Source organism: Mesorhizobium sp. P2_F7, assembly GCF_056403695.1.
This window is the reverse complement of record NZ_JBFUFA010000026.1, coordinates 1-21,332: the sequence shown is the minus strand read 5'-3', so window position 1 is coordinate 21,332 and position 21,332 is coordinate 1. Positions and strand designations below refer to the sequence as shown.

General features: G+C 62.2%; 20 protein-coding genes and 1 tRNA gene. 3 read left to right on the top strand and 18 right to left on the bottom strand.

The genetic code is table 11. From position 1 onward, the window contains the following. Positions 1–35 precede the first annotated feature (35 nt). Positions 36–965 carry a Gfo/Idh/MocA family protein gene (locus AC1DZ8_RS32995; protein WP_477309841.1) on the top strand — a complete coding sequence of 310 codons (930 nt, stop codon included), beginning with the start codon at positions 36–38 and terminating at the stop codon, positions 963–965. Between the two features lie 41 nt (positions 966–1,006). Here AC1DZ8_RS32995 and AC1DZ8_RS32990 read toward each other — a convergent pair whose 3' ends face one another. After that, a complete protein-coding gene (locus AC1DZ8_RS32990; protein WP_477309842.1) occupies positions 1,007–1,378 on the bottom strand; it encodes a hypothetical protein in 372 nt (123 codons plus the stop codon). 104 nt (positions 1,379–1,482) lie between these two features. Further along, a complete protein-coding gene (locus AC1DZ8_RS32985) occupies positions 1,483–1,875 on the bottom strand; it encodes a chlorophyllide reductase (protein WP_477309843.1) in 393 nt (130 codons plus the stop codon). A gap of 98 nt (positions 1,876–1,973) precedes the next feature. Here AC1DZ8_RS32985 and AC1DZ8_RS32980 point away from each other — a divergent pair, with 98 nt between their 5' ends. Then, positions 1,974–2,537, top strand: a complete 564-nt coding sequence (locus tag AC1DZ8_RS32980) for a DUF2975 domain-containing protein (RefSeq protein ID WP_477309844.1) — start codon at positions 1,974–1,976, stop codon at positions 2,535–2,537. Positions 2,538–2,544: 7 nt separating this feature from the next. Then, the gene (locus AC1DZ8_RS32975) at positions 2,545–2,757 is read left to right on the top strand and encodes a helix-turn-helix domain-containing protein (RefSeq protein ID WP_477309845.1); all 213 of its coding nucleotides are present in this window, start codon (positions 2,545–2,547) and stop codon (positions 2,755–2,757) included. 37 nt (positions 2,758–2,794) lie between these two features. On the opposite strand, the gene AC1DZ8_RS32970 is transcribed toward AC1DZ8_RS32975, so the two are convergent. From AC1DZ8_RS32970 to AC1DZ8_RS32895, 16 genes are all read right to left on the bottom strand, one after another. After that, entirely contained in the window at positions 2,795–3,460 is a 666-nt protein-coding gene (locus AC1DZ8_RS32970; RefSeq protein WP_477309846.1) for an O-methyltransferase, read from the bottom strand. A gap of 77 nt (positions 3,461–3,537) precedes the next feature. After that, positions 3,538–7,734, bottom strand: coding sequence for a DNA-directed RNA polymerase subunit beta' (gene rpoC / locus AC1DZ8_RS32965; RefSeq protein ID WP_477289414.1), 4,197 nt, complete (start codon positions 7,732–7,734; stop codon positions 3,538–3,540). Positions 7,735–7,867: 133 nt separating this feature from the next. Then, positions 7,868–12,004 carry a DNA-directed RNA polymerase subunit beta gene (gene rpoB / locus AC1DZ8_RS32960; protein WP_112566723.1) on the bottom strand — a complete coding sequence of 1,379 codons (4,137 nt, stop codon included), beginning with the start codon at positions 12,002–12,004 and terminating at the stop codon, positions 7,868–7,870. 247 nt (positions 12,005–12,251) lie between these two features. Further along, entirely contained in the window at positions 12,252–12,629 is a 378-nt protein-coding gene (gene rplL / locus AC1DZ8_RS32955; protein ID WP_142864855.1) for a 50S ribosomal protein L7/L12, read from the bottom strand. 54 nt (positions 12,630–12,683) lie between these two features. Beyond that, the gene (rplJ, locus tag AC1DZ8_RS32950; RefSeq protein ID WP_023667437.1) at positions 12,684–13,202 is read right to left on the bottom strand and encodes a 50S ribosomal protein L10; all 519 of its coding nucleotides are present in this window, start codon (positions 13,200–13,202) and stop codon (positions 12,684–12,686) included. A gap of 377 nt (positions 13,203–13,579) precedes the next feature. Further along, on the bottom strand, positions 13,580–14,278 hold the full coding sequence (gene rplA / locus AC1DZ8_RS32945; RefSeq protein ID WP_352585980.1) for a 50S ribosomal protein L1: 699 nt from the start codon (positions 14,276–14,278) through the stop codon (positions 13,580–13,582). 4 nt (positions 14,279–14,282) lie between these two features. Then, entirely contained in the window at positions 14,283–14,711 is a 429-nt protein-coding gene (gene rplK, locus AC1DZ8_RS32940; RefSeq protein ID WP_112566731.1) for a 50S ribosomal protein L11, read from the bottom strand. A 171-nt stretch (positions 14,712–14,882) separates the two neighbouring features. Further along, on the bottom strand, positions 14,883–15,410 hold the full coding sequence (gene nusG / locus AC1DZ8_RS32935; protein ID WP_006333333.1) for a transcription termination/antitermination protein NusG: 528 nt from the start codon (positions 15,408–15,410) through the stop codon (positions 14,883–14,885). A gap of 27 nt (positions 15,411–15,437) precedes the next feature. Next, on the bottom strand, positions 15,438–15,641 hold the full coding sequence (gene secE, locus AC1DZ8_RS32930; RefSeq protein ID WP_023667439.1) for a preprotein translocase subunit SecE: 204 nt from the start codon (positions 15,639–15,641) through the stop codon (positions 15,438–15,440). A gap of 368 nt (positions 15,642–16,009) precedes the next feature. Continuing rightward, positions 16,010–16,085: transfer RNA gene (locus AC1DZ8_RS32925), tRNA-Trp, on the bottom strand. A 69-nt stretch (positions 16,086–16,154) separates the two neighbouring features. Continuing rightward, positions 16,155–16,715, bottom strand: coding sequence for a putative glycolipid-binding domain-containing protein (locus tag AC1DZ8_RS32920; protein WP_477402378.1), 561 nt, complete (start codon positions 16,713–16,715; stop codon positions 16,155–16,157). A gap of 3 nt (positions 16,716–16,718) precedes the next feature. Continuing rightward, positions 16,719–17,204: a group II truncated hemoglobin gene (locus tag AC1DZ8_RS32915; RefSeq protein WP_477309849.1), complete on the bottom strand. Its 486-nt coding sequence runs from the start codon at positions 17,202–17,204 to the stop codon at positions 16,719–16,721. A 91-nt stretch (positions 17,205–17,295) separates the two neighbouring features. After that, positions 17,296–18,936: a COG3904 family protein gene (locus AC1DZ8_RS32910; protein ID WP_477309850.1), complete on the bottom strand. Its 1,641-nt coding sequence runs from the start codon at positions 18,934–18,936 to the stop codon at positions 17,296–17,298. 317 nt (positions 18,937–19,253) lie between these two features. Further along, positions 19,254–19,376 carry a hypothetical protein gene (locus tag AC1DZ8_RS32905; RefSeq protein ID WP_477309851.1) on the bottom strand — a complete coding sequence of 41 codons (123 nt, stop codon included), beginning with the start codon at positions 19,374–19,376 and terminating at the stop codon, positions 19,254–19,256. A 34-nt stretch (positions 19,377–19,410) separates the two neighbouring features. Continuing rightward, positions 19,411–20,889, bottom strand: a complete 1,479-nt coding sequence (locus tag AC1DZ8_RS32900; protein ID WP_477309852.1) for a COG3904 family protein — start codon at positions 20,887–20,889, stop codon at positions 19,411–19,413. A gap of 157 nt (positions 20,890–21,046) precedes the next feature. Next, on the bottom strand, positions 21,047–21,332 hold a 286-nt coding region (locus tag AC1DZ8_RS32895; protein ID WP_477402375.1), incomplete at its 5' end, for an EF-Tu C-terminal domain-related protein.

Genomic DNA, 21,332 nt, shown 5'->3' with positions numbered 1-21,332 from the left:
AAGAACCGGACGCCTCACCAATCCTTGGAGTTCCCATGTCTGTGAAACCCATCAAGCTCGGCATCGTCGGCGTCGGCAAGATCGTGCGCGACCAGCATCTGCCGGCGGTGGCCAAGGATGGGGATTACCGCCTGATCGCCGCCGCCAGCCGGCACGGCAAGGTCGACGACATCCCGAATTTTCCGACCATAGAGGCGATGCTCGAGGCGGTGCCTGAACTCGAGGCCGTATCGCTCTGCATGCCGCCGCAGTATCGCTACGACGCGGCGCGCACCGCGCTGATCGCGAAAAAGCATGTCTTCCTGGAGAAGCCGCCGGGCGCCACGGTCAGCGAGGTCGAGGATCTGAAGCGGTTGGCGGACGCCAACGGTGTCACGCTGTTCGCCAGCTGGCATTCGCGTTACGCGCCGGCAGTTGAGGCCGCACGCACCTTCCTGGCTTCGGCCAAGGTCACCGCGGCGGCAATCGTCTGGAAGGAAGATGTCCGCCGCTGGCACCCGAACCAGGACTGGATCTGGGCCCCGGGCGGTTTCGGTGTCTTCGATCCCGGCATCAACGCGCTGTCGATCGTGACCCACATCCTGCCGGCGATGTTCATCACCTCGGCCATGCTCGACTTTCCCGAAAACCGCGCCTCGCCGGTCGCCGCCCACGTCAATTTCCGCACTTCGGATGGGTTGCCGGTCACAATGGAACTCGACTGGCTGCAGACCGGCCCGCAGAGCTGGGACATTCTGGCCGACACCGACAAGGGCAAGATGGTGCTGTCGGGCGGCGGCACCAGGCTCGCCGTCGACGGCACGGTGGTTCATGACGAGCCGGAGGCCGAATATCCCCAGCTCTACCGGCGTTTCGCCGAAATCGTGCGCGCCGGCATCTCCGATGTCGACCTGGCGCCGCTCCAGCACGTCGCCGACGCCTTCATGCTCGGCAAGCGCAATGTGGTGGAAGCGTTCTTCGACTGAGCGTCAGGCGATCTTGTCAGGGCGTGTCTGCCCGGTTCCCGTCATCTTGGCTTGCGGCCCGGATATTCTCCCGGCCGAGGCCGGGAAACGCGAAGGGCGGTCGGACGTCCGAGTTCCAGTTCGTTCAAAACATCTTGAACGGCAACCTCCAGGTCGTCTTGCCCCCAGCCAAGCTCGGCAATCTCGCCATACCGAACGAAACGCGAGCGGGCGAAGCCGTGTTCGATCTCGTTGTAGGAGATCACGCTTCGACCGACTACGGCTACGACCCAGACATGATGATCGTCGCGGCCTGGGGAGCGGTGGACCCACACCTCCGGATCTATCATGATCGCATTCCAGAGCCGTCTCTGCGCAAAATCCATGCGCTCCCGGCTCTCATTGATCAGGTCCCAGACTGCCGCTTCGTCCAAACGCTGTTCCTCAGCAGCCCATTGAAAGATGGGGCATTATCACACTGAGCCACCCGGCACGAAACCACCGAAATCGTCCGATGGCTTCGCGACTGGAGACGAGACTATTGTTTAATCCGGCAACCGGCGCGCTTGATCATGTCGGCGACGATGAGCGGCGTCGCCGGCGTTTGCGCCCAGCTTTGCTGTTTAGGCGCCCCGTTCTCCAATGCCGTCCGCAATGACGCAGTGTCCAGACTGAACGCCTGGCGACAGGACACCGATGCATTCTTGCCCATCGTGTCGAGAACCACCCCGGCACTTTCGCCGACGCCCGCGACATAGGCGATCAGCACCTGCTTCGCGACCGTGCTGGAATCAGCCTTGGCCATCATCTCCATCACCTGCGCTACGGAAATCTGTCCCTTTGCCGTCGATGGAAGCGCGAAAGCGGCGTTGGGCAATATGGACAATGCGACTGTACCGGCAATGGCAATTACAATCCTTGCGAAAGGCATTTTTCGTCTCCTGTTGATGCCGACTTGACATTTGGCATCATTATGCATAAATTTATTATTGTAAAACGATAATTTTTGGAACCACTCAGGAGAGCAACATGCCGACCTCCAGCCCCGATACTGTCCGACTGGTACGGCTCAACCGCATCCGGTCTTTCAGCCAATTGCTGGCATGGTCCTGCGGTCCGCTCGCCATTCTGTTGACGGCGGGGCTTTTGCTGTTCTGGTTCGGAGCGTCCACCGGATCGATCGCCGCCGGCGCTCAAATTCCGGCCGAATGGCTGGCAGATCTCAGCATCGGACGACGGGCGGCCGGCTTCGCCATCTCGTTTGTTCCGCTGGCCTGTCTGATCGTTGCGCTGATGGCAGCCCGGCGCTGCTTCAAGATCTTTGCCACGGGTGAATTCTTCAGCCGCGAGGCGGCCAATGGTTTGAAGGGCTTCGCAATCGGTCTTCTGGCGTCCGCGCTGTTGAAGCCGGTCTCGGGCGCGGCGCTGTCGGTGCTGCTGAGCCTGGATGCACCGGCTGGCCAGCATCGGCTCACACTCGGCATCGACAGCGACACGATCCTCATGATCCTCGGCGCAGGCATTGTTTCCGTCATCGCCTGGGTGCTGGCCGAGGCATCCGCGCTTGCCGAAGAAAACGCCGCCTTCATCTGAGGAAACCATGCCGATCAAGGTCAGGCTCGCCGTCGTCCTCGCCGAACGCAATGTGAAGTCCAAGGATCTCGCAGAATTTGTCGGCATCACCGAGGCCAACCTGTCCCTGCTGAAACAGGGCAAGGTCAAAGGCATGCGCTTCGACACGCTGGAGCGCATCTGCGAGTATCTCGAGTGCCAGCCGGGCGACCTGCTGCGCTATGAGCCGTCAACGGATTGAGGCCGTCATCGCGGCCTCAATCCGCCCTTCGGCAGATTCACTCGACGATAGCGATGGCAAAGCCGTCATAGCCCTTGGCGCCGACGGTCTGGATGGCGGTGCCGTCCAGGCGCTTGTCGGCGCCGATGAAGGAGAATGCGACGCGTGCGCCTTCGACATAGGCGTCACGGCCATCGTCGTTGAGCACCGTACCGTCACGGACGACGTTGTCGCAGATGATGACCGATCCCGGCCGTGACAGCCGCATCGCCCATGACAGATAGTTCGGGTTGTTCGGCTTGTCGGCGTCGATGAAGATCAGGTCGAACGGACCGGCATTTTCGCTGCTGAGCGTTGCGAGCGACTGCAGCGCCGGGCCGACGCGCAGGTCCACCTTGTCCGACACCCCTGTGCGCTCGAAATTCGAGCGCGCGACCTTTGCGTGGTGTGGATCGAGTTCAAGCGTCACGATCTTGCCGTCGGCCGGCAGCCCCCTTGCCATCCAGATGGTCGAGTAGCCGCCAAGCGTGCCGATCTCCAGCACCTTCCTGGCACTGCTGATGCGCACCAGAAGCGACAGCAGCTTGCCTTGGGCGGCCGACACGTCGATCGCCGGCAGGCCCTGTCTGCGATTGGTTGCGATCACCGCGTCAAGCATGGGATCCGCTTCGAAAAGGGAGGAGACGATGTAGTCGTCGACAGCCGTCCAGGTCTTGTTGCTCATGGTGCTTCCTCGTTCGTAAGGCCAAAACGCGAAAAGGGGCCACTTGGGCCCCTTTCCTTCTTCTCGTCATGCCGCGCTTACTGCGCGGCGTTGACCATGTCGGTCAGCATCGGCTCGGCGATTTCGACACCGGAGGCCTTGCGGCGCTCGTCGATGATCAGTTCGTCGCGCGAGGTGGCGATGCGCCGGATCTGGCTCATCGTGCCGCCGGTACCGGCCGGGATCAGCCGGCCGACAATGACGTTTTCCTTCAGGCCCTGCAGCATGTCGGTCTTGCCGGCAACCGCAGCTTCCGTCAGCACCCTGGTCGTCTCCTGGAAGGAGGCGGCCGAGATGAAGGACGGCGTCTGCAGCGAGGCCTTGGTGATGCCGAGCAGAACCGGCTGACCTTCGGCCGGCTTCTTGCCGTCCTCGATCAGGCGCTCGTTGACCTCTTCCAGTTCGATCACGTCGACGTGGTCGCCCGGAATGTAGGTCGAGTCGCCCTGCGTGGTGATCTCGACCTTCTGCAGCATCTGGCGAACGATCACCTCGATGTGCTTGTCGTTGATCGACACGCCCTGCAGGCGGTAGACTTCCTGGATTTCGTTCACGAGGTAGGAAGCAAGTGCCTCCACGCCCTTGATCGCCAGAATGTCGTGCGGCGCCGGATTGCCGTCGAGGATGTAGTCGCCCTTCTCGATGACGTCGCCGTCCTGGAGATGGAACGGCTTGCCCTTCGGGATCAGGTATTCGACTGGCTCAAGCGTCGAGTCATGCGGCTCGATGATGATGCGGCGCTTGTTCTTGTAGTCGCGGCCGAAGCGGATCGTGCCATCGATCTCGGCGATGATGGCGTGATCCTTCGGACGGCGTGCCTCGAACAATTCGGCAACACGCGGCAGACCGCCGGTGATGTCCTTGGTCTTGGCGCTTTCCATCGGGATACGCGCCAGCACGTCACCGGGGCGAACCTGCGAACCCGGCTCGACCGAGAGAATGGCCTCGACCGAGAGCAGGAAGCGGGCATCGCCGCCCTTCGACAGCTTGCCGACCTTGCCCTTGCCGTCCAGGATGGCGATCGCCGGCTTCAAGTCGTTGCCGCGCGGCGTCGAACGCCAGTCGATGACCTCACGCTTGGTGATGCCGGTCGACTCGTCGGCCGTTTCCTGAACGGAAATACCGTCGACCAGATCCTCATACGCCACCTTGCCCTCGATTTCGGTGAGGACCGGGCGGGTATAGGGATCCCACTCGGCGATACGCTGGCCGCGCTTCACCTTGTCGCCATCGTCCACGAAGATGCGCGAACCATAGGTGACACGATGCGTGGCGCGTTCCTTGCCGGCCTCGTCGAGGATCAGCACCGCCATGTTGCGGCCCATGACCATCTGCTGGCCGTCCGAGTTGCGCACCACGTTGCGGTTGCGGATTTCGACCTTGCCCTCATACGAGGCTTCAAGGAACGAGCTATCCACCACCTGCGCCGTACCGCCCATGTGGAAGGTACGCATGGTGAGCTGGGTGCCCGGCTCGCCGATCGACTGCGCCGCGATGACGCCGACGGCTTCGCCCTGGTTGACCGGGGTGCCGCGGGCCAGATCGCGTCCGTAGCAGACCGCGCAGACGCCGACCCTGACTTCGCAGGTCAGTGCCGAACGGATGCGAACCGACTGCACGCCGGCCTTTTCGATCTGCTCCACGTCACGCTCGTCCATCAACGTTCCGGCCTTGACCAGCACGTCGCCGGTCACCGGATGGTTGATGTCGTCGAGCGCGGTACGGCCCAGCACGCGCTGGCCGACCGAAGCAACGACCTGACCGGCATCGACGATCGGCTGCATGGTGAGGCCCTTGTCGGTGCCGCAATCCACGGAGTTGACGATGCAGTCCTGCGCCACGTCGACCAGACGACGGGTGAGGTAACCCGAGTTCGCCGTCTTCAAGGCGGTGTCGGCCAGACCCTTGCGGGCGCCGTGGGTCGAGTTGAAGTACTCGAGCACGGTCAGGCCTTCCTTGAAGTTCGAGATGATCGGCGTCTCGATGATTTCACCCGACGGCTTGGCCATCAGGCCGCGCATGCCGGCGAGCTGGCGCATCTGGGTGGGCGAACCGCGCGCACCCGAATGCGACATCATGTAGATCGAGTTCATCGGCTTCTGACGGCCATTGTCCTCGAACTCCACGGCCTTGATGCGGGCCATCATTTCGTCGGCGACCTTTTCCGAGCACTTGGCCCAGGCGTCGACGACCTTGTTGTACTTCTCGCCCTGCGTGATCAGACCGTCATTGTACTGCTGCTCGTATTCCTTGGCCAAAGCCTCGGTGTCGGAGACCAGTTTGATCTTGGCGTCCGGGATCAGCATGTCGTCCTTGCCGAACGAAATGCCGGCGCGGCAGGCATGACCGAAGCCGAGAGCCATGATGCGATCGCAGAAAATGACCGTCTCCTTCTGACCGCAATGGCGGTAGACGGTGTCGATCATCTTGGAGATGTTCTTCTTGGTCATCTCCTGGTTGGCGGTCTCGTAAGGCACGTTGACGTTCTTCGGCAGAAGTTCGCCGATGATCATGCGGCCAGGCGTGGTGTCGTAGATCTTCGACACGACCTTGCCTTCGGCGTCGACCGAGCGGAAACGACCCTTGATCTTGGCGTGCAGGGTGACGGCCTTGGTCTCGAGCGCATGCTGGAGTTCGCCCATGTCGGCAAACACCATGCCTTCGCCCGGCTCGTTCTGATTGACGATCGAGAGATAGTAGAGACCCAGAACCATGTCCTGCGACGGCACGATGATCGGCGCGCCAGAAGCCGGGTGCAGGATGTTGTTGGTCGACATCATCAGCACGCGGGCTTCAAGCTGAGCCTCGAGCGACAGCGGCACGTGAACGGCCATCTGATCGCCGTCGAAGTCGGCGTTGAAGGCCGTGCAGACCAGCGGATGCAGCTGGATCGCCTTGCCTTCGATCAGGATCGGCTCGAACGCCTGGATGCCCAGGCGGTGCAGCGTCGGCGCGCGGTTCARCAGCACCGGATGCTCGCGGATGACCTCGTCCAGGATATCCCAGACTTCCGGACGCTCCTTCTCGACCAGCTTCTTGGCCTGCTTGACGGTCGAGGAGAAACCCTTGGCGTCGAGGCGGGCGTAGATGAAGGGCTTGAACAGTTCGAGCGCCATCTTCTTCGGCAGGCCGCACTGGTGCAGCTTGAGCTCCGGACCGGTGACGATGACCGAACGGCCCGAATAGTCGACGCGCTTGCCGAGCAGGTTCTGGCGGAACCGGCCCTGCTTGCCCTTCAACATATCGGACAGCGACTTCAGCGGACGCTTGTTGGCGCCGGTGATGACGCGGCCGCGGCGGCCGTTGTCGAACAGAGCGTCGACGGCTTCCTGCAGCATACGCTTTTCATTGCGCACGATGATGCCGGGGGCGCGCAGCTCGATCAGCCGCTTCAGGCGGTTGTTGCGGTTGATGACGCGGCGATAGAGGTCGTTCAGGTCGGACGTCGCGAAACGTCCACCATCCAGAGGAACCAGCGGGCGCAGGTCCGGCGGGATCACCGGAACCACCTTCATGATCATCCATTCCGGACGGTTGCCGGATTCCATGAAGTTCTCGACGACCTTGAGCCGCTTCAGATACTTCTTCTGCTTCAGCTCGGACGTGGTCGAAGCCAGTTCCGAACGCAGGTCGCCGGCGATCTTCTCCAGGTCCATGCCGGCCAGAAGGTCATGAATGGCCTCGGCGCCGATCATGGCGGTGAAGGAATCCTCGCCATACTCGTCGACGGCGATCATGTACTCTTCCTCGCTGAGCAGCTGGTGCTCCTTCAGCGCGGTGAGGCCGGGCTCGGTGACGATGTAGTTCTCGAAGTAAAGGACGCGCTCGATGTCCTTCAGGGTCATGTCGAGCAGCGTGCCGATGCGCGAGGGCAGCGACTTCAGGAACCAGATGTGAGCGACAGGGGCTGCCAGCTCGATATGGCCCATGCGCTCGCGGCGAACGCGCGACAGCGTGACTTCGACGCCGCACTTTTCGCAGATGACGCCCTTGTACTTCATGCGCTTGTACTTGCCGCACAGGCACTCATAGTCCTTGATCGGGCCAAAAATGCGCGCGCAGAACAGACCGTCACGCTCCGGCTTGAAGGTGCGGTAGTTGATGGTCTCCGGCTTCTTGATCTCGCCGAACGACCAGGACAGAATCTTCTCAGGGCTGGCGAGCGATATCCGGATGGAATCGAACACCTGCGCCGGCGCCTGCGGATTGAAGAGATTCATGACCTCTTGGTTCATGCCGTTCTCCTTTTCGGGGTCCTCGAAAACCCCTTGCATCTAACGCGGACCAAATGCCCGCTGAGTGGTCGGCCCACCGGCCGTAGAATTTGGTGCATCCGGTCGCGGGCTCCCGCGACCGGATGTCTTGTTTTTACTCGGCTGCGTCGGGCAACCGGACAGGGTTGTCGTCGAGCTTGGTGTTCTCCAGCTCGACATTGAGGCCGAGAGACCGCATTTCCTTGACGAGCACGTTGAAGCTCTCCGGGATGCCGGCTTCGAACGTGTCGTCGCCGCGCACGATCGCCTCGTAGACCTTGGTGCGGCCGGCGACGTCGTCCGACTTCACCGTCAGCATTTCCTGCAGCGTGTAGGCGGCGCCGTAGGCTTCCAGCGCCCAGACCTCCATTTCGCCGAAGCGCTGGCCACCGAACTGCGCCTTGCCACCCAGCGGCTGCTGGGTAACGAGCGAGTACGGACCGATCGAACGCGCGTGGATCTTGTCGTCCACCAGGTGGTGAAGCTTGAGCATATAGATATAGCCCATCGTCACCTTGCGATCGAACGGCTCGCCGGTGCGTCCGTCATAGAGCTGCGACTGACCGCTGGTGTGCAGGCCCGCCTGCTCCAGCATGATGTTGATGTCGACCTCATGCGCGCCGTCGAACACCGGTGTCGCGATGGAGACGCCGCGGCGCATCTGCTCGCTGAGGCGAACGATGCTCTCGTCGTCATACTCGCGGACCGGCTCGTTGCGGTCGTTGGCCGGGATGAAGCTCTCGAGCGTCTTGCGCAGCGGCTTGATGTCTCCAGCCGTCTTGTACGCGTCGATCAGCTCGCCGATCTTCTTGCCCATGCCCGCACAGGCCCAGCCCAGATGCGTTTCCAGGATCTGGCCGACATTCATGCGGCTCGGCACACCCAGCGGGTTGAGCACGATATCGGCATGCGTGCCGTCCTCGAGGAAAGGCATGTCCTCGACCGGAACGATGCGCGACACGACACCCTTGTTGCCGTGACGGCCGGCCATCTTGTCGCCCGGTTGCATCTTGCGCTTCACGGCCACGAAGACCTTGACCATCTTCATGACGCCCGGAGGCATTTCGTCGCCGCGCTGGACCTTCTCGACCTTGTCCATGAAGCGCTGCTCGAGCGCCTTCTTGGAGTCGTCGTACTGGCCACGCAGCGCTTCCAGTTCGCTCTGGAGCTTTTCATTCTCCACCGCAAACTGCCACCACTGCGAACGCGGATACTCATCCAGCGTGTCCTTCGACAGCTTCGAGCCCTTCTTGAAGCCCTTCGGCCCGGCAATCGCTTCCTTGCCGACGAGAACGTCGGAAAGGCGCGAATAGACGTTGCGGTCGAGGATCGCCTGCTCGTCGTCGCGGTCCTTGGCGAGGCGTTCGATCTCCTCGCGTTCGATCGCCATGGCGCGCTCGTCCTTCTCGACGCCGTGGCGGTTGAAGACGCGCACTTCGACGACGGTGCCGAAGGTGCCCGGAGGCATGCGCATCGAGGTGTCGCGAACGTCGGACGCCTTTTCACCGAAGATGGCCCGCAGGAGCTTTTCTTCCGGCGTCATCGGGCTTTCGCCCTTCGGCGTGATCTTGCCGACCAGGATGTCGCCCGGCTGCACTTCCGCACCTATATAGACAATGCCGGCTTCGTCGAGGTTCTTCAGCGCTTCTTCCGAAACGTTCGGAATGTCGCGCGTGATTTCCTCCGGTCCGAGCTTGGTGTCGCGGGCCATGACCTCGAACTCCTCGATGTGGATCGAGGTGAAGACGTCGTCGGCCACGATGCGCTCGGAGAGCAGGATCGAGTCCTCGTAGTTGTAGCCGTTCCACGGCATGAACGCGACCAGCACGTTGCGGCCGAGGGCCAGATCGCCGAGCTCGGTCGACGGACCGTCGGCGATGATGTCGCCCTTGTTGACGCGGTCGCCCATGCGCACCAGCGGACGCTGGTTGATGCAGGTGTTCTGGTTCGAACGCTGGAACTTCATCAGCCGGTAGATGTCGACGCCCGACTTGCCGGGATCGAGATCTTCCGTTGCGCGGATGACGATACGCGTCGCGTCGACCTGGTCGACGATGCCGCCGCGGCGGGCGCCGATGGCGGCGCCTGAGTCACGGGCAACGATCGGCTCCATGCCGGTGCCGACGAACGGCGCCTCGGCGCGCACCAGCGGCACGGCCTGACGCTGCATGTTGGAGCCCATCAGCGCGCGGTTGGCGTCGTCGTTCTCGAGGAACGGGATAAGCGCCGCGGCCACAGACACCATCTGCTTGGGCGACACGTCCATCAGATCGACGTTTTCGCGCGGCGCCATCATCACTTCGCCGGCGCTGCGGCAAATGACGAATTCGTCGACGAAACCACCATTCTTGTCGAGCTCGGCATTGGCCTGCGCAACGTGGTGCTTGGACTCCTCCATAGCGGAGAGATAGACGACCTCATTGGTCAGCTTGCCGTTGACGATCTTGCGGTACGGGCTTTCGATGAAGCCGTACTTGTTGACGCGCGCGAAGGTCGCCAGCGAGTTGATCAGACCGATATTCGGGCCTTCCGGCGTCTCGATCGGGCAGATGCGGCCGTAATGCGTCGGGTGCACGTCGCGCACCTCGAAGCCGGCGCGCTCGCGGGTCAGACCGCCCGGTCCAAGCGCCGACAGGCGGCGCTTGTGGGTGATCTCCGACAGCGGGTTGGTCTGATCCATGAACTGCGACAGCTGCGAGGAACCGAAGAACTCGCGCACGGCGGCAGCCGCCGGCTTGGCGTTGATCAGGTCCTGCGGCATCACCGTATCGATCTCGATCGAGGACATACGTTCCTTGATCGCGCGCTCCATGCGAAGCAGGCCGACGCGGTACTGGTTCTCCATCAGCTCGCCGACAGAACGCACGCGGCGGTTGCCGAGATTGTCGATGTCGTCGATCTCGCCCTTGCCGTCGCGCAGTTCGACCAGCGTCTTGACCACGGCCAGGATGTCGTCCTTGCGCAGCACGCGCACGGTGTCCTCGGCCTTGAGCTCAAGGCGCATGTTCATCTTGACGCGGCCGACAGCCGACAGGTCGTAGCGCTCGCTGTCGAAGAACAGCGAGTTGAACATGGCTTCTGCGGTTTCCAGCGTCGGCGGTTCGCCCGGGCGCATGACACGATAAATGTCGAACAGCGCGTCCTGGCGGCTCTCGTTCTTGTCGACGTTGAGCGTGTTTCTGATGTAGGCGCCGACATTGACATGGTCGATGTCGAGAACCTTGATCTCCTGCTCGCCGGTGCCGAGCAGCACCTTCAGCGTCTTCTCGTCGATCTCGTCGCCGGCTTCCAGGAAGATCTCGCCGGTGCCGTAATTGACGATGTCTTCGGCCAGGTAGTTGCCGAGCAGATCCTCGTCGGTCGCCTTGATCGCCTTCAGACCCTTTTCGCCAAGCGCCCTTGCCTGGCGTGCGGTGATCTTCTTGCCCTGCTCAACGACGATCTCGCCGGTGTCGGCATCGACCAGGTCGCCGACAGCCTTGAGGCCGCGGAAACGCTCCACGTTGAACGGAATGCGCCAGTGATCGCCGGCGCGCTTGTAGGTGATCTTGTTGTAGAACGTCGACAGGATCTCTTCGCCGTCCATGCCAAGCGCCATCAGCAGCGACGTCACCGGAATCTTGCGGCGGCGGTCGATGCGGGCGTGCACGACGTCCTTGGAATCGAACTCGATGTCGAGCCACGAACCGCGATACGGGATGACGCGCGCGGCAAACAGAAGCTTGCCCGACGAGTGCGACTTGCCCTTGTCATGGTCGAAGAAGACGCCCGGCGAACGGTGCATCTGCGAGACGATGACGCGCTCGGTGCCGTTGACGATGAAGGTGCCGTTCAAGGTCATGAGCGGCATGTCGCCCATGTAGACGTCCTGCTCCTTGATGTCCTTGATCGACTTGGCGCCGGTATCCTCGTCGATATCGAACACGATGAGGCGCAGCGTCACCTTCAGCGGCGCAGCATAGGTCAGGTCGCGCTGACGGCATTCGTCAACGTCGAATTTCGGTCCTTCGAACTCGTACTTCACGAACTCCAGCATCGAGGAGCCGGAAAAATCGGAGATCGGGAAGACCGACTTGAAAACGGCCTGCAGCCCTTCGTCCGGACGGCCGCCCTTGGGCTCGTCCACCATCAGGAACTGGTCATAGGATGCCTTTTGAACCTCGATCAGGTTCGGCATCTCCGCAACTTCCGGGATCTTTCCGAAGAACTTGCGTACGCGTCTGCGGCCATTGAAAGTCTGGGTCTGGGCCATCGTCGCTCCTTAGCTATAAACTCGGGACGAGCCTCGCCGCGGCTCACCTTGCATGCGCGGCCACCTCGGTGGCGGCCCCTGATCTGTTTTCCCGCCGCCTGGCGGCGACGGCTAAAACGGGAGAAAACCCGTTTCCTGAAGGCCGGTTTCGGCCCTCAGGAAAGAGGTTCCCTTACATCTCGCGCTACGCATCCTCCCTTCCATGAAGGGAGTGGCGGACGACGCGAGGCCGCCCGCCGCTTTACGCTTACTTCAGGTCGACCTTGGCGCCGGCTGCTTCCAGCTGGGCCTTGAACTTCTCAGCGTCAGCCTTGGAAACGCCTTCCTTGACCGGCTTCGGAGCTGCTTCGACCAGATCCTTGGCTTCCTTGAGGCCCAGGCCGGTGATGGCGCGGACTTCCTTGATGACGTTGATCTTCTGAGCGCCTGCCTCGGTGAGGACGACGTCGAATTCCGTCTTTTCCTCGGCCGGAGCAGCAGCAGCGGCAGCGCCGCCAGCAGCGGCAACCGCCACCGGAGCAGCAGCCGAAACGCCCCACTTTTCTTCAAGAAGCTTCGACAGCTCGGCCGCCTCGAGGACGGTCAGCTTTGAAAGGTCGTCTACGATCTTTGCCAGATCAGCCATTGTTGTATTCCTTCATCAGGTTCGAACGTGTGTTTGTGATAGCGAGGAACGGCCTCATGCCGCCTCGTCCTTCCGGGCGTAAGCGCCGATGACGCGCGCGACCGAAGCCGCTGGCGCATTGACGATCTGGGCGATCCGGGTTGCCGGCGTGGCGATCATGCCAACCAGCCTGGCGCGCAGCTCATCGAGCGACGGAAGTGTGGCGAGTGCCTTCACACCGTCGGCGTTGAGCGAGGTGGTGCCCATTGCGCCGCCGAGAATGACAAGCTTGTCATTTCCCTTGGCGAAATCGGACGCGACCTTCGGCGCCGCAATCGGATCCTCCGAATAAGCGATCAGCGTCTGTCCCTTGAACAGGTCGATGATCGATGCGGAGTCCGTGCCCTGAAGAGCGATTTTGGCGAGACGGTTCTTCGCGACTTTGACGGTCCCACCGGCAGCGCGCATTTTCGACCGAAGGTCGTTCATTTGCGCGACGGTGATACCGGCGTAGTGGGCCACGACGACTGAACCAGCGCCTGCAAAAGCACCATTCAGGCCCGTGACGAGTTCGCGTTTTTCCGCTCTGTCCACTGCCTATCTCCAGTTGACCCCTGCCCCTCTAATAGGACAGGCGTCGGGTTGCCTTTTTGCCGGCCGGGCCATCCAGTAACGGATCTCCCGAACGACGCTCGAGGATCCTGCCCCCTTTCGCCACACCGGCCGGCAAACCGGACGATGCGCAGACAAAAGGCAAACACGGTTCGAACCTTTCATTGGAGCTTGTCGCTCCGTTGTCAGGTTTTCACCCGTCTCATGCAGGCCCAATTGAATTAAGGCTTCTGGGCCGCCTGCAATCTCGGACAGGATGTCCGGAAACCTCTCGGCTTCCGGTACCGGGCCGCCGACAAGTCGGAGGCCCGGAATTCACTTGCGGATCAGCGCTTTAGCGGCCGATCCAGATGTTCGTATCAGGACGCTGCGAGCGTCGAGACGTCGAGCTTGAGGCCCGGGCCCATCGTCGAGGTGACAGACACCTTCTTGACGTAGTTGCCCTTGGCGCCAGCCGGCTTCGCCTTGGTCACCGCATCGGCGAAGGCGCGGATGTTTTCTTCCAGCGCCTTGACGTCGAACGAGACCTTGCCGACGCCGGCCTGGACGATGCCGGCCTTCTCGACGCGGAACTCGACAGCGCCGCCCTTCGATGCCTTGACGGCCGCTGCAACGTCGGTGGTGACGGTGCCGACCTTCGGGTTCGGCATCATGCCGCGCGGGCCAAGCACCTTGCCGAGACGGCCGACCAGCGGCATCATGTCCGGCGTGGCGATGCAGCGATCGAAGTCGATCGTGCCCTTCTGGACGATCTCGACCAGATCCTCGGCACCGACGATGTCGGCGCCGGCGGCCTTGGCTTCCTCAGCCTTGTCGCCACGTGCGAACACGGCGACACGGACCGAGCGGCCGGTGCCGTTCGGCAGATTGACCACGCCGCGGACCATCTGGTCGGCGTGACGCGGATCGACGCCGAGGTTCATCGCCACTTCGATGGTCTCGTCGAACTTCACCGTCGAACGGTCCTTGAGCAGCTTCAGCGCTTCACCCAGGGCATAAGCCTTGTTGGGATCGATGCCTTCGCGGGTCTTCGATACACGCTTTGCAATCTTTGCCATGATCTCAGCCCACCACTTCCAGACCCATCGAGCGGGCAGAGCCCTCGACCATGCGCATGGCCGCTTCGACGTCGTTTGCGTTCAGATCCTTCATCTTCTGCTCGGCGATGGCGCGCACCTTGTCGCGGCCGATCGTGCCGACCTTGACCTTGCCCGGCTCCTTGGAGCCCGACTTCAGGTTCGCAGCCTTCTTCAGGAAGTAGCTCACCGGCGGCGTCTTCATGACGAAGGTGAACGACTTGTCCTGGTAGTAGGTGATGACGACCGGAATCGGCGATCCCTTTTCCATTTCCTGGGTCTGCGCGTTGAACGCCTTGCAGAATTCCATGATGTTGATGCCGCGCTGACCAAGCGCCGGGCCGATCGGGGGCGACGGCGTAGCCGAGCCCGCGGCAACCTGGAGCTTGAGCTGGCCTGCAATTTTCTTAGCCATCTCTTTCCTGCCTTTGTGTCATGCCGGCCCCACTATCGGGGAATGCCGGCGGTTGCAGTCTGGTGGTGCGGTTCGCGCGGCCGGCTAAAGCCACATTCGCCTCCCACCCGTTCTGGCCGCGCGTTTTCGCGCCGCCTCCCCTTGCCGGCGAACCGGCGTGGGGTTTTCGGATCAGCCCTTTTCGACCTGTCCGAATTCCAGATCGACCGGCACAGCACGCCCGAAGATCGAAACTTCCACCTTGAGCCGCGCCCGCTCCTCGTCCACTTCCTGGACGAAACCGTTGAACGAGGCGAACGGCCCATCCGAAACGCGGATCGCCTCGCCGATCTCGAAGGTGACCGAGGGCTTGGGCCGCTCGACGCCTTCCTGGACCTGGTTCAGGATGCGCTGCGCTTCCGCCTCGGTGATCGGCACCGGCTTGGAGTCACCGAGAAAACCGGTGACCTTCGGCGTGTTCTTGACCAGCGAGAACACTGCGTCGGTCAGATTGGCCTTCAGCAGCACATAGCCCGGAAAGAACTTGCGCTCGGCATCGACCTTGCGGCCGCGGCGGATCTCGACGACCTTCTCGGTCGGCACCACGATCTGCTCGATATCGGCGGACAGGCCCTTCTGCTTGGCCTTGTTCTCAATGTCCTCGGCGACCTTTTTTTCAAAGTTCGAATAGGCGTGGACGATGTACCACCGCGCGGTCATTTCAAGACTTCTCCGTAATCGCCGGACTTAATGGCCGAGGCTCAGTAACCGCTCGATCGCGTAGCCCATGGCCACGTCGGCGGTGAAGAAAAAGATCATCGCGATGACCGCAAACACGAGCACCATCACCGTCGAGATCATCGTCTCCCGGCGCGACGGCCAAGTCACCTTGGCGGTCTCCGCGCGGACCTGCTGGAGAAAGACGAAAGGATTTGTGGTTTTCGAAGCCATATGCCGCTCTGTCTTCAAGACCCGTTGGCCGGGTCTCCTGGATGATCCCGCTGGCCGGGACGTGCCGCCTGGGTTTCAAGTCAGCGCCGAATCAGCGCAACCATTTCGCCCATGCAAATCGGACGCGTAAAGCCGGCTTCCCAGCTCCACGCGTCGCGTGTCTGTTGTGTCTACATAAAACCGATTCTTGATCCACGCAAGTGGCAAGTGTCCGCTTTATGACCAAACGCCGCCTCGGAACCATCCAGTCGTCCCGTCCCGGCTATGGGGGCCTTATGCCTCAGTTTCCCTAATATGGCAAGCCACCTGCCATTTTTCAATGCGGGGCACGGGACCGAGTTCGTTCGTTAAATCGCCATTTGAGAAAATGGCACGGGCAGCAGGGCTCGAACCTACGACCTGCGGTTTTGGAGACCGCCGCTCTACCAACTGAGCTATGCCCGTACGCGCGTTTCGGCGCAGGCGCTTCCTAAAAGCTTCCGGGCGCGCTGTAAAGAGTGGTCTGACGCGCTTTCATATCCTTCGCCAGAAATCCGGATAGGTGACGACCAGCCCCTGCCCGTCAACCTCGATTTCACGGCGAAAACCGCTGACCAGCGACTCGTAGAGATAGCGCCCGCCCTCATCGAGACACGTGTAGCGCTGCCGGCTCCTGACGATGCTGAGCTCCGGAAGCTCTATAAAAGCTGCGACAATCTCGGCGCTTTCGCCGCGTTTGAGCTGCAGACGCTGGATCGGCAGCGTGTTGGTGAACGGCGTGACGGTGAGGTCGGGATAGCGCGCGCCCTCCAATTCAGCGACCGGAACGCCATCCTTCAACCAGTTGCCCGAGCCGTCCGTGGTGAGCCTAACACTTGTGCCGCCGACAAGATCGACCTCGACCTCTCTCGCCAGCCAGTCAGGACCGCATTCTATGCGGTAGCGGACAGCGAAGGGTTCGGCATCGGCCGAAACCGCCACGGAGGTAGCCAAAATTCCGTCCGCACTCTGCCGCAGGACCAGATGTTCTATGCCAGGGCTTTGCCACTGCCGCCAGCGGACGATGCTGGTCGTCTCTCCGGCCTGTTTCGGCACGGCTCAGGATTTCCCTTCCGGCGGCGTGTACGGGCCGCCCGGCACGCCCCAGCCCCAGGCCGGCATCGGTTCGGTCTGCGGGTCGCAGGTCTCGCCAAGGATGGAATTCATCTTGGCCAGCCGCGATCCCCACTCGACATAGCCCATGAAGGCGGAGCGGAATTCGGGATCGTCCGGCAGCCCGACCGCGTCGGCGGCATCAACAAGCAGGCTGATCCAGCGGCGGCGCTGTTCTTCGCTCAAATGCTTGCCGAGATGGTGCATGACCATCTCGCGGTGGCCGCCATGCTTTTCGCTATAGGTTTTCGGTCCACCGAAAACCTCGCCGATGAAGGCCGCGACATGGGCGGGATGATCCGGCGACATGTGCTTGAACACCGGCCCGACCACCGGATCGCGGGACACCTTGTCGTAAAAGGTTTCCGTCAGCCGGTTGAGCGCCTCGATGCCGCCGGCCCATTCGTACAGTGTCGGGATATCCTGGCTCATTTTCGATCCTCCGCCGGGCGACGCCTGCCACGACGATAGCGGAGAAATCGGGCATGGCTCAACCTGCCTCGATGGCCAGTTTCTGCGATGCCTACAGTTTGGCGGGCGACTCGGCCTTGGCGGTCGGCGGAAGCAAACAGTTGTCGGGCTTGGGTGAGGTTTTGCAAATAGCGGGGCCGGTTAGCGCCTCCACCGACTCCGGCCCGGTTGTCAGCCCGACTTTGAGCATCATGTCGGGCTCGAGCTGACGCTCGACCGAGCCTATCGCGGCGAACAGAGCTGGGTCCATCTCCATCTCCTCCAGGTAGGCTTTAACCAACTGCGTCTGTCCCCTCGAGGACATGCTGAGCCTCGCCTTGGGATCGACCAGCCTTTTGGCGCCGGCGGCAAGCATGAGCGCGCAGGCCGAATCGCACTCCACTCCAAAATCGCTAATCAGCCCGACATAGGCACCGTTATCGGCCAAGCAGCCTGCCTCGGGCGGGTCGCAGCCGACGATAGTGGTGCGGGCGACGGCGACGTCGAGCTTCCGTTCATGGATAAGCCTTCCCGCGGCCAGAGCGCTGAACAGGCTGCCCCCCTGTGAGCTGATCACCACCGGCAGCCGCCGGTTGCCAAGGGTGTCGAGCAACTGGCGCAACTTTTGCGGGGTCTGAGGCGTCATCGCGCCTTCCGCCGAGATCCATTCCGGGCAATCGGGATTGCAGAGCGAGTCTCTGCCGCGAACGACAACGAAGCGCATATCTGGCGTCGAATTCCCTGGCGCTGCCTGCAACGGCTTGGGAGCTGGAGCCTTGGCCGGCTGAGAAAGTGGGGGGCCGGTCTTTGCCTTGATCGCAGCCACCACGGCCGGCTTGGCCGCGGGCGTTTGTCCGCCGGCTGGCTTGTTTCCCGGTATTTCCCTGCAGTTGGGAGCCGGCGGGTCGAACATGCACAGAGCTGCTTTGGTAAACAGCTCCTGAGTGTCCGTGCTGGTGGCCAGTTTCATCGTCAGCATATCGTGGAGGCCGATCTGCCTGATGTCGCTGGCTGGCGTCGCCTTCATCAGGTCGAGCACGCCCTGTCCGACCCCCATCTCCTTGAGATAGGCCGAGATCTTGCGCGCAAACCCCTTGCTCATTTTATAGGTTTTGTAGCTTTCGCCTTGCGTGACGGTTTCCGTGGTGACCCGATATTTTTTGCCCCGCTTGACGCGATAGGTGGTCCGATAGTGCGTTGTGGAGGGGAACCAGGTGGTGGTGATCTGGTGAACACCCAAATAGGCCCAGCCGCCGGCCACGCGACGCACGCCGCCGGCAAACATCAGCGGACAGGCGGAGTTGCAGCTGGCTCCATCGGACGCCTGGCCGAGATAAGCGGAGCCCTTGCCGTAGCTGAATCCACAGCCATCCGTCCCGGGCCAACAATCGGAAAACTCGGTCTTGCCGATGGCGATGTCCAGCTTGTTCTTGCGGATTATCCGGCCGAGCTGGAGCGCGGCATCGACATTGCCGCCCGGGGAATTGACGATGATCGGCAGTTTGCGGCCGCCGAGCTTCTTCAAGGTTTGCTTGAGCAGGGCTGGCGTGCCGGCTGCAATTGGGCCTTCAGCCGATATCCACTCCGGGCAGTTGGGCTCGCAGCCGGGGGCACTGCTGCGCGCGACGACAAACCGCATCTCCTCGGCCGTCGGATCGTCCCAAGTGACCAGATATTGCGCAGAGGCATCCTCGACGACGGCAAACGCCGCCAATGCAAGCGCCAGCGCCAGCCGAACCAGCTCGCGCGTCCACCTCGCCAGACTATCTGAACGGCGTCCCCAAACCATGCTTGGCCCAAGCCCCCTTGAGCCTCCCATGATAGTTACGGCAATGGTACTTGCAATAGCTTGGCAACAAACCGTGCAATACTTGTTCAGCGTAGCGTTGGAAACGAAAGACGTCGGCGGGCGGCTCTCCTTGCCGTATCCGGCGAAGTGTCAGCGCCGATTATTCTTTGATGGTTCCGGCGCCGACAGTGCGGCCGCCTTCGCCGATGGCGAAGCTTGGCTTCCCGTAGCGACCGGTGCGATCAGCCGTTGGACGACGCTACCACGCGGCAATTCTCGGGTTTCGGCGCCGACTTGCAGATGCTGGAACCCGTCAGCGCATCCACCGACTGGCGCCCGGTCGTCAGGCCGACCTTCAGCATCATGTCAGGTCCAAGCTGACGCTCTACCGAACTGCCCTTAAGCGCTGTGAACAGGGCCGGGCTTATCGCCATCTCCTCGAGATAGGCTTTGACCGTCTGTTTCTGCCCCATCAGGTAGAGGCTGAGCCGCGCCTGCGGGCCGACGAGCCGCCTGGCGCCGCCGGCCAGCATGAGCGCGCAGGCCGAATCCGCAGTCGCCGTCGCCATCGACGCTCAGTCCGGCATAGGCGCCGTCCTTGGCCAGGCAATTCCACTCAGCCGGATCGCAGCCGACGAAATCGGTGCGGGCAACGGCAACGTCGAGTTTCTTTTCATGGATGATCCGTCCCGCCGCCAGGGCGCCGGAGAGGTCGCCGCCTCGCGAGCTGATCACCACCGGCAGCCGCCGGTTGCCAAGTGTGGCGAGCAATTGGCTGAGCTTCTGCGGCGTCTGAGGCGTAATCGCGCCTTGCGCCGCGATCCACTCCGGGCAGTCGGGATTGCAGAGCGGGTTGCTGCCGCGAACCACGACAAAACGCATGCCGTCATCGTGCTGAGCGGTTTCCGGCTTCACCGGCAACGGCGCTGCCTTGGCCACGGCCGGCAGGCCGCCCGCCGGCTTGTTCGCCGGTATTTCGCGGCAATTCGGGGCCGGAAGGTCCAGTGCGCACAGGCTTGCGCTGGTCAGCAAATCTGCAGCGTCCACGCTGGTGACCAGCTTCATCGTCAGCATGTCGCTCAGGTCGATCTGCTGGATGTCGCTGGCCGGCGTGCTCTTCATCGTTTCGAGTATGCTGAGGTCGACACCCATCTCCTTGAAATAGGTGGCCAGCTTGCTCTCCACCCTCTTGCTCATTTCGTAGGTCTTGTAACTGCCGGCGTTCTTGCGGCTGACGACCTTCTTGCTGATGACCCGCTTCTTGCCTTTCACGACGCGATAGCGGACTTCATATTGCACGTTCATTTGCACGACCGTGGTCGTGATCTGGTGGACGCCGAGATAGGCCAGCGGCCCGACCAGGCGCCTGGTGCCGCCGGCCAGCATCATCGGGCAAGCGGACGCGCAATAGCTGCCGAGCACATAGGGGTTGCCGATATAGTGCGAACCTCTGGCGTCGTTCTCCTTGCAGTTTTTTGCCCCCGGCTCGCAGCCGACAAACCAGGTCCGGCCGACCGCAATGTCGAGCTTGTTCTTGCGGATCAAGCGGCCCATGGCGATGGCCGCATCGACATCGCCGCCGGGTGAGTTGACGACGATCGGCAATTTGCGGCGGCCGAGTGTCTTCAGGGCAGCCTTGAGCAGCGCCGGCGACTTTGCCGTAATCGCCCCCTCGGCCGATATCCATTCCGGGCAGGTCGGTTCGCAGCCCGGCGCATTGCTGCGCACGACGACGAACCGCATCGGCGCATCCAGCTCCGGCTCGGAACTTTTTGTCTCGGCCGCAAGTGCGCCGCCGCCCACGGCAAGCAGCGACACCAGGCAGATCAGCCCCAGTGCCCGGCACGCCCAACCCTGAAAACGGTGCCGTGGAACCATCCGACCAGCCTCTCAATTGCAATCTATACTAGTATAGGCCGGGAGACTTGCAACAGAGATTGGGACACCAAAACAGATACATCTGGCCATGAGTCAACGAAAAAGGGCGGTCCGAAGACCGCCCTTTCCTTGTCGATCCGGCGTATGCCGGGCTCGATTATTCTTTGATGGTGACGACGATGCCGGCACCGACGGTGCGGCCGCCTTCACGGATGGCGAAGCGCAGCTTCTCTTCCATGGCGATCGGCACGATCAGCTCGACATCGACCGTGATGTTGTCGCCGGGCATCACCATCTCGGTGCCTTCCGGCAGCGACACGATGCCGGTCACGTCGGTCGTGCGGAAGTAGAACTGCGGACGGTAGTTGGTGAAGAACGGCGTGTGACGGCCACCTTCGTCCTTGGGGTGAAGAACGGCGTGTGACGGCCACCTTCGTCCTTGG

What these genes read in the sequence shown, in the direction of transcription:
- AC1DZ8_RS32985 (WP_477309843.1), bottom strand. Translation starts at nt 1,875, where the DNA reads ATGCCTTTCGCAAGGATTGTAATTGCCATTGCCGGTACAGTCGCATTG.
- AC1DZ8_RS32915 (WP_477309849.1), bottom strand. Translation starts at nt 17,204, where the DNA reads ATGAGCCAGGATATCCCGACACTGTACGAATGGGCCGGCGGCATCGAG.
- rplL (WP_142864855.1), bottom strand. Translation starts at nt 12,629, where the DNA reads ATGGCTGATCTGGCAAAGATCGTAGACGACCTTTCAAAGCTGACCGTC.
- nusG (WP_006333333.1), bottom strand. Translation starts at nt 15,410, where the DNA reads ATGACCGCGCGGTGGTACATCGTCCACGCCTATTCGAACTTTGAAAAA.
- AC1DZ8_RS32975 (WP_477309845.1), top strand. Translation starts at nt 2,545, where the DNA reads ATGCCGATCAAGGTCAGGCTCGCCGTCGTCCTCGCCGAACGCAATGTG.
- AC1DZ8_RS32905 (WP_477309851.1), bottom strand. Translation starts at nt 19,376, where the DNA reads ATGATGCTGAAGGTCGGCCTGACGACCGGGCGCCAGTCGGTGGATGCG.
- AC1DZ8_RS32970 (WP_477309846.1), bottom strand. Translation starts at nt 3,460, where the DNA reads ATGAGCAACAAGACCTGGACGGCTGTCGACGACTACATCGTCTCCTCC.
- rplA (WP_352585980.1), bottom strand. Translation starts at nt 14,278, where the DNA reads ATGGCAAAGATTGCAAAGCGTGTATCGAAGACCCGCGAAGGCATCGAT.
- secE (WP_023667439.1), bottom strand. Translation starts at nt 15,641, where the DNA reads ATGGCTTCGAAAACCACAAATCCTTTCGTCTTTCTCCAGCAGGTCCGC.
- AC1DZ8_RS32995 (WP_477309841.1), top strand. Translation starts at nt 36, where the DNA reads ATGTCTGTGAAACCCATCAAGCTCGGCATCGTCGGCGTCGGCAAGATC.
- AC1DZ8_RS32980 (WP_477309844.1), top strand. Translation starts at nt 1,974, where the DNA reads ATGCCGACCTCCAGCCCCGATACTGTCCGACTGGTACGGCTCAACCGC.
- rplK (WP_112566731.1), bottom strand. Translation starts at nt 14,711, where the DNA reads ATGGCTAAGAAAATTGCAGGCCAGCTCAAGCTCCAGGTTGCCGCGGGC.
- AC1DZ8_RS32900 (WP_477309852.1), bottom strand. Translation starts at nt 20,889, where the DNA reads ATGGTTCCACGGCACCGTTTTCAGGGTTGGGCGTGCCGGGCACTGGGG.
- rpoB (WP_112566723.1), bottom strand. Translation starts at nt 12,004, where the DNA reads ATGGCCCAGACCCAGACTTTCAATGGCCGCAGACGCGTACGCAAGTTC.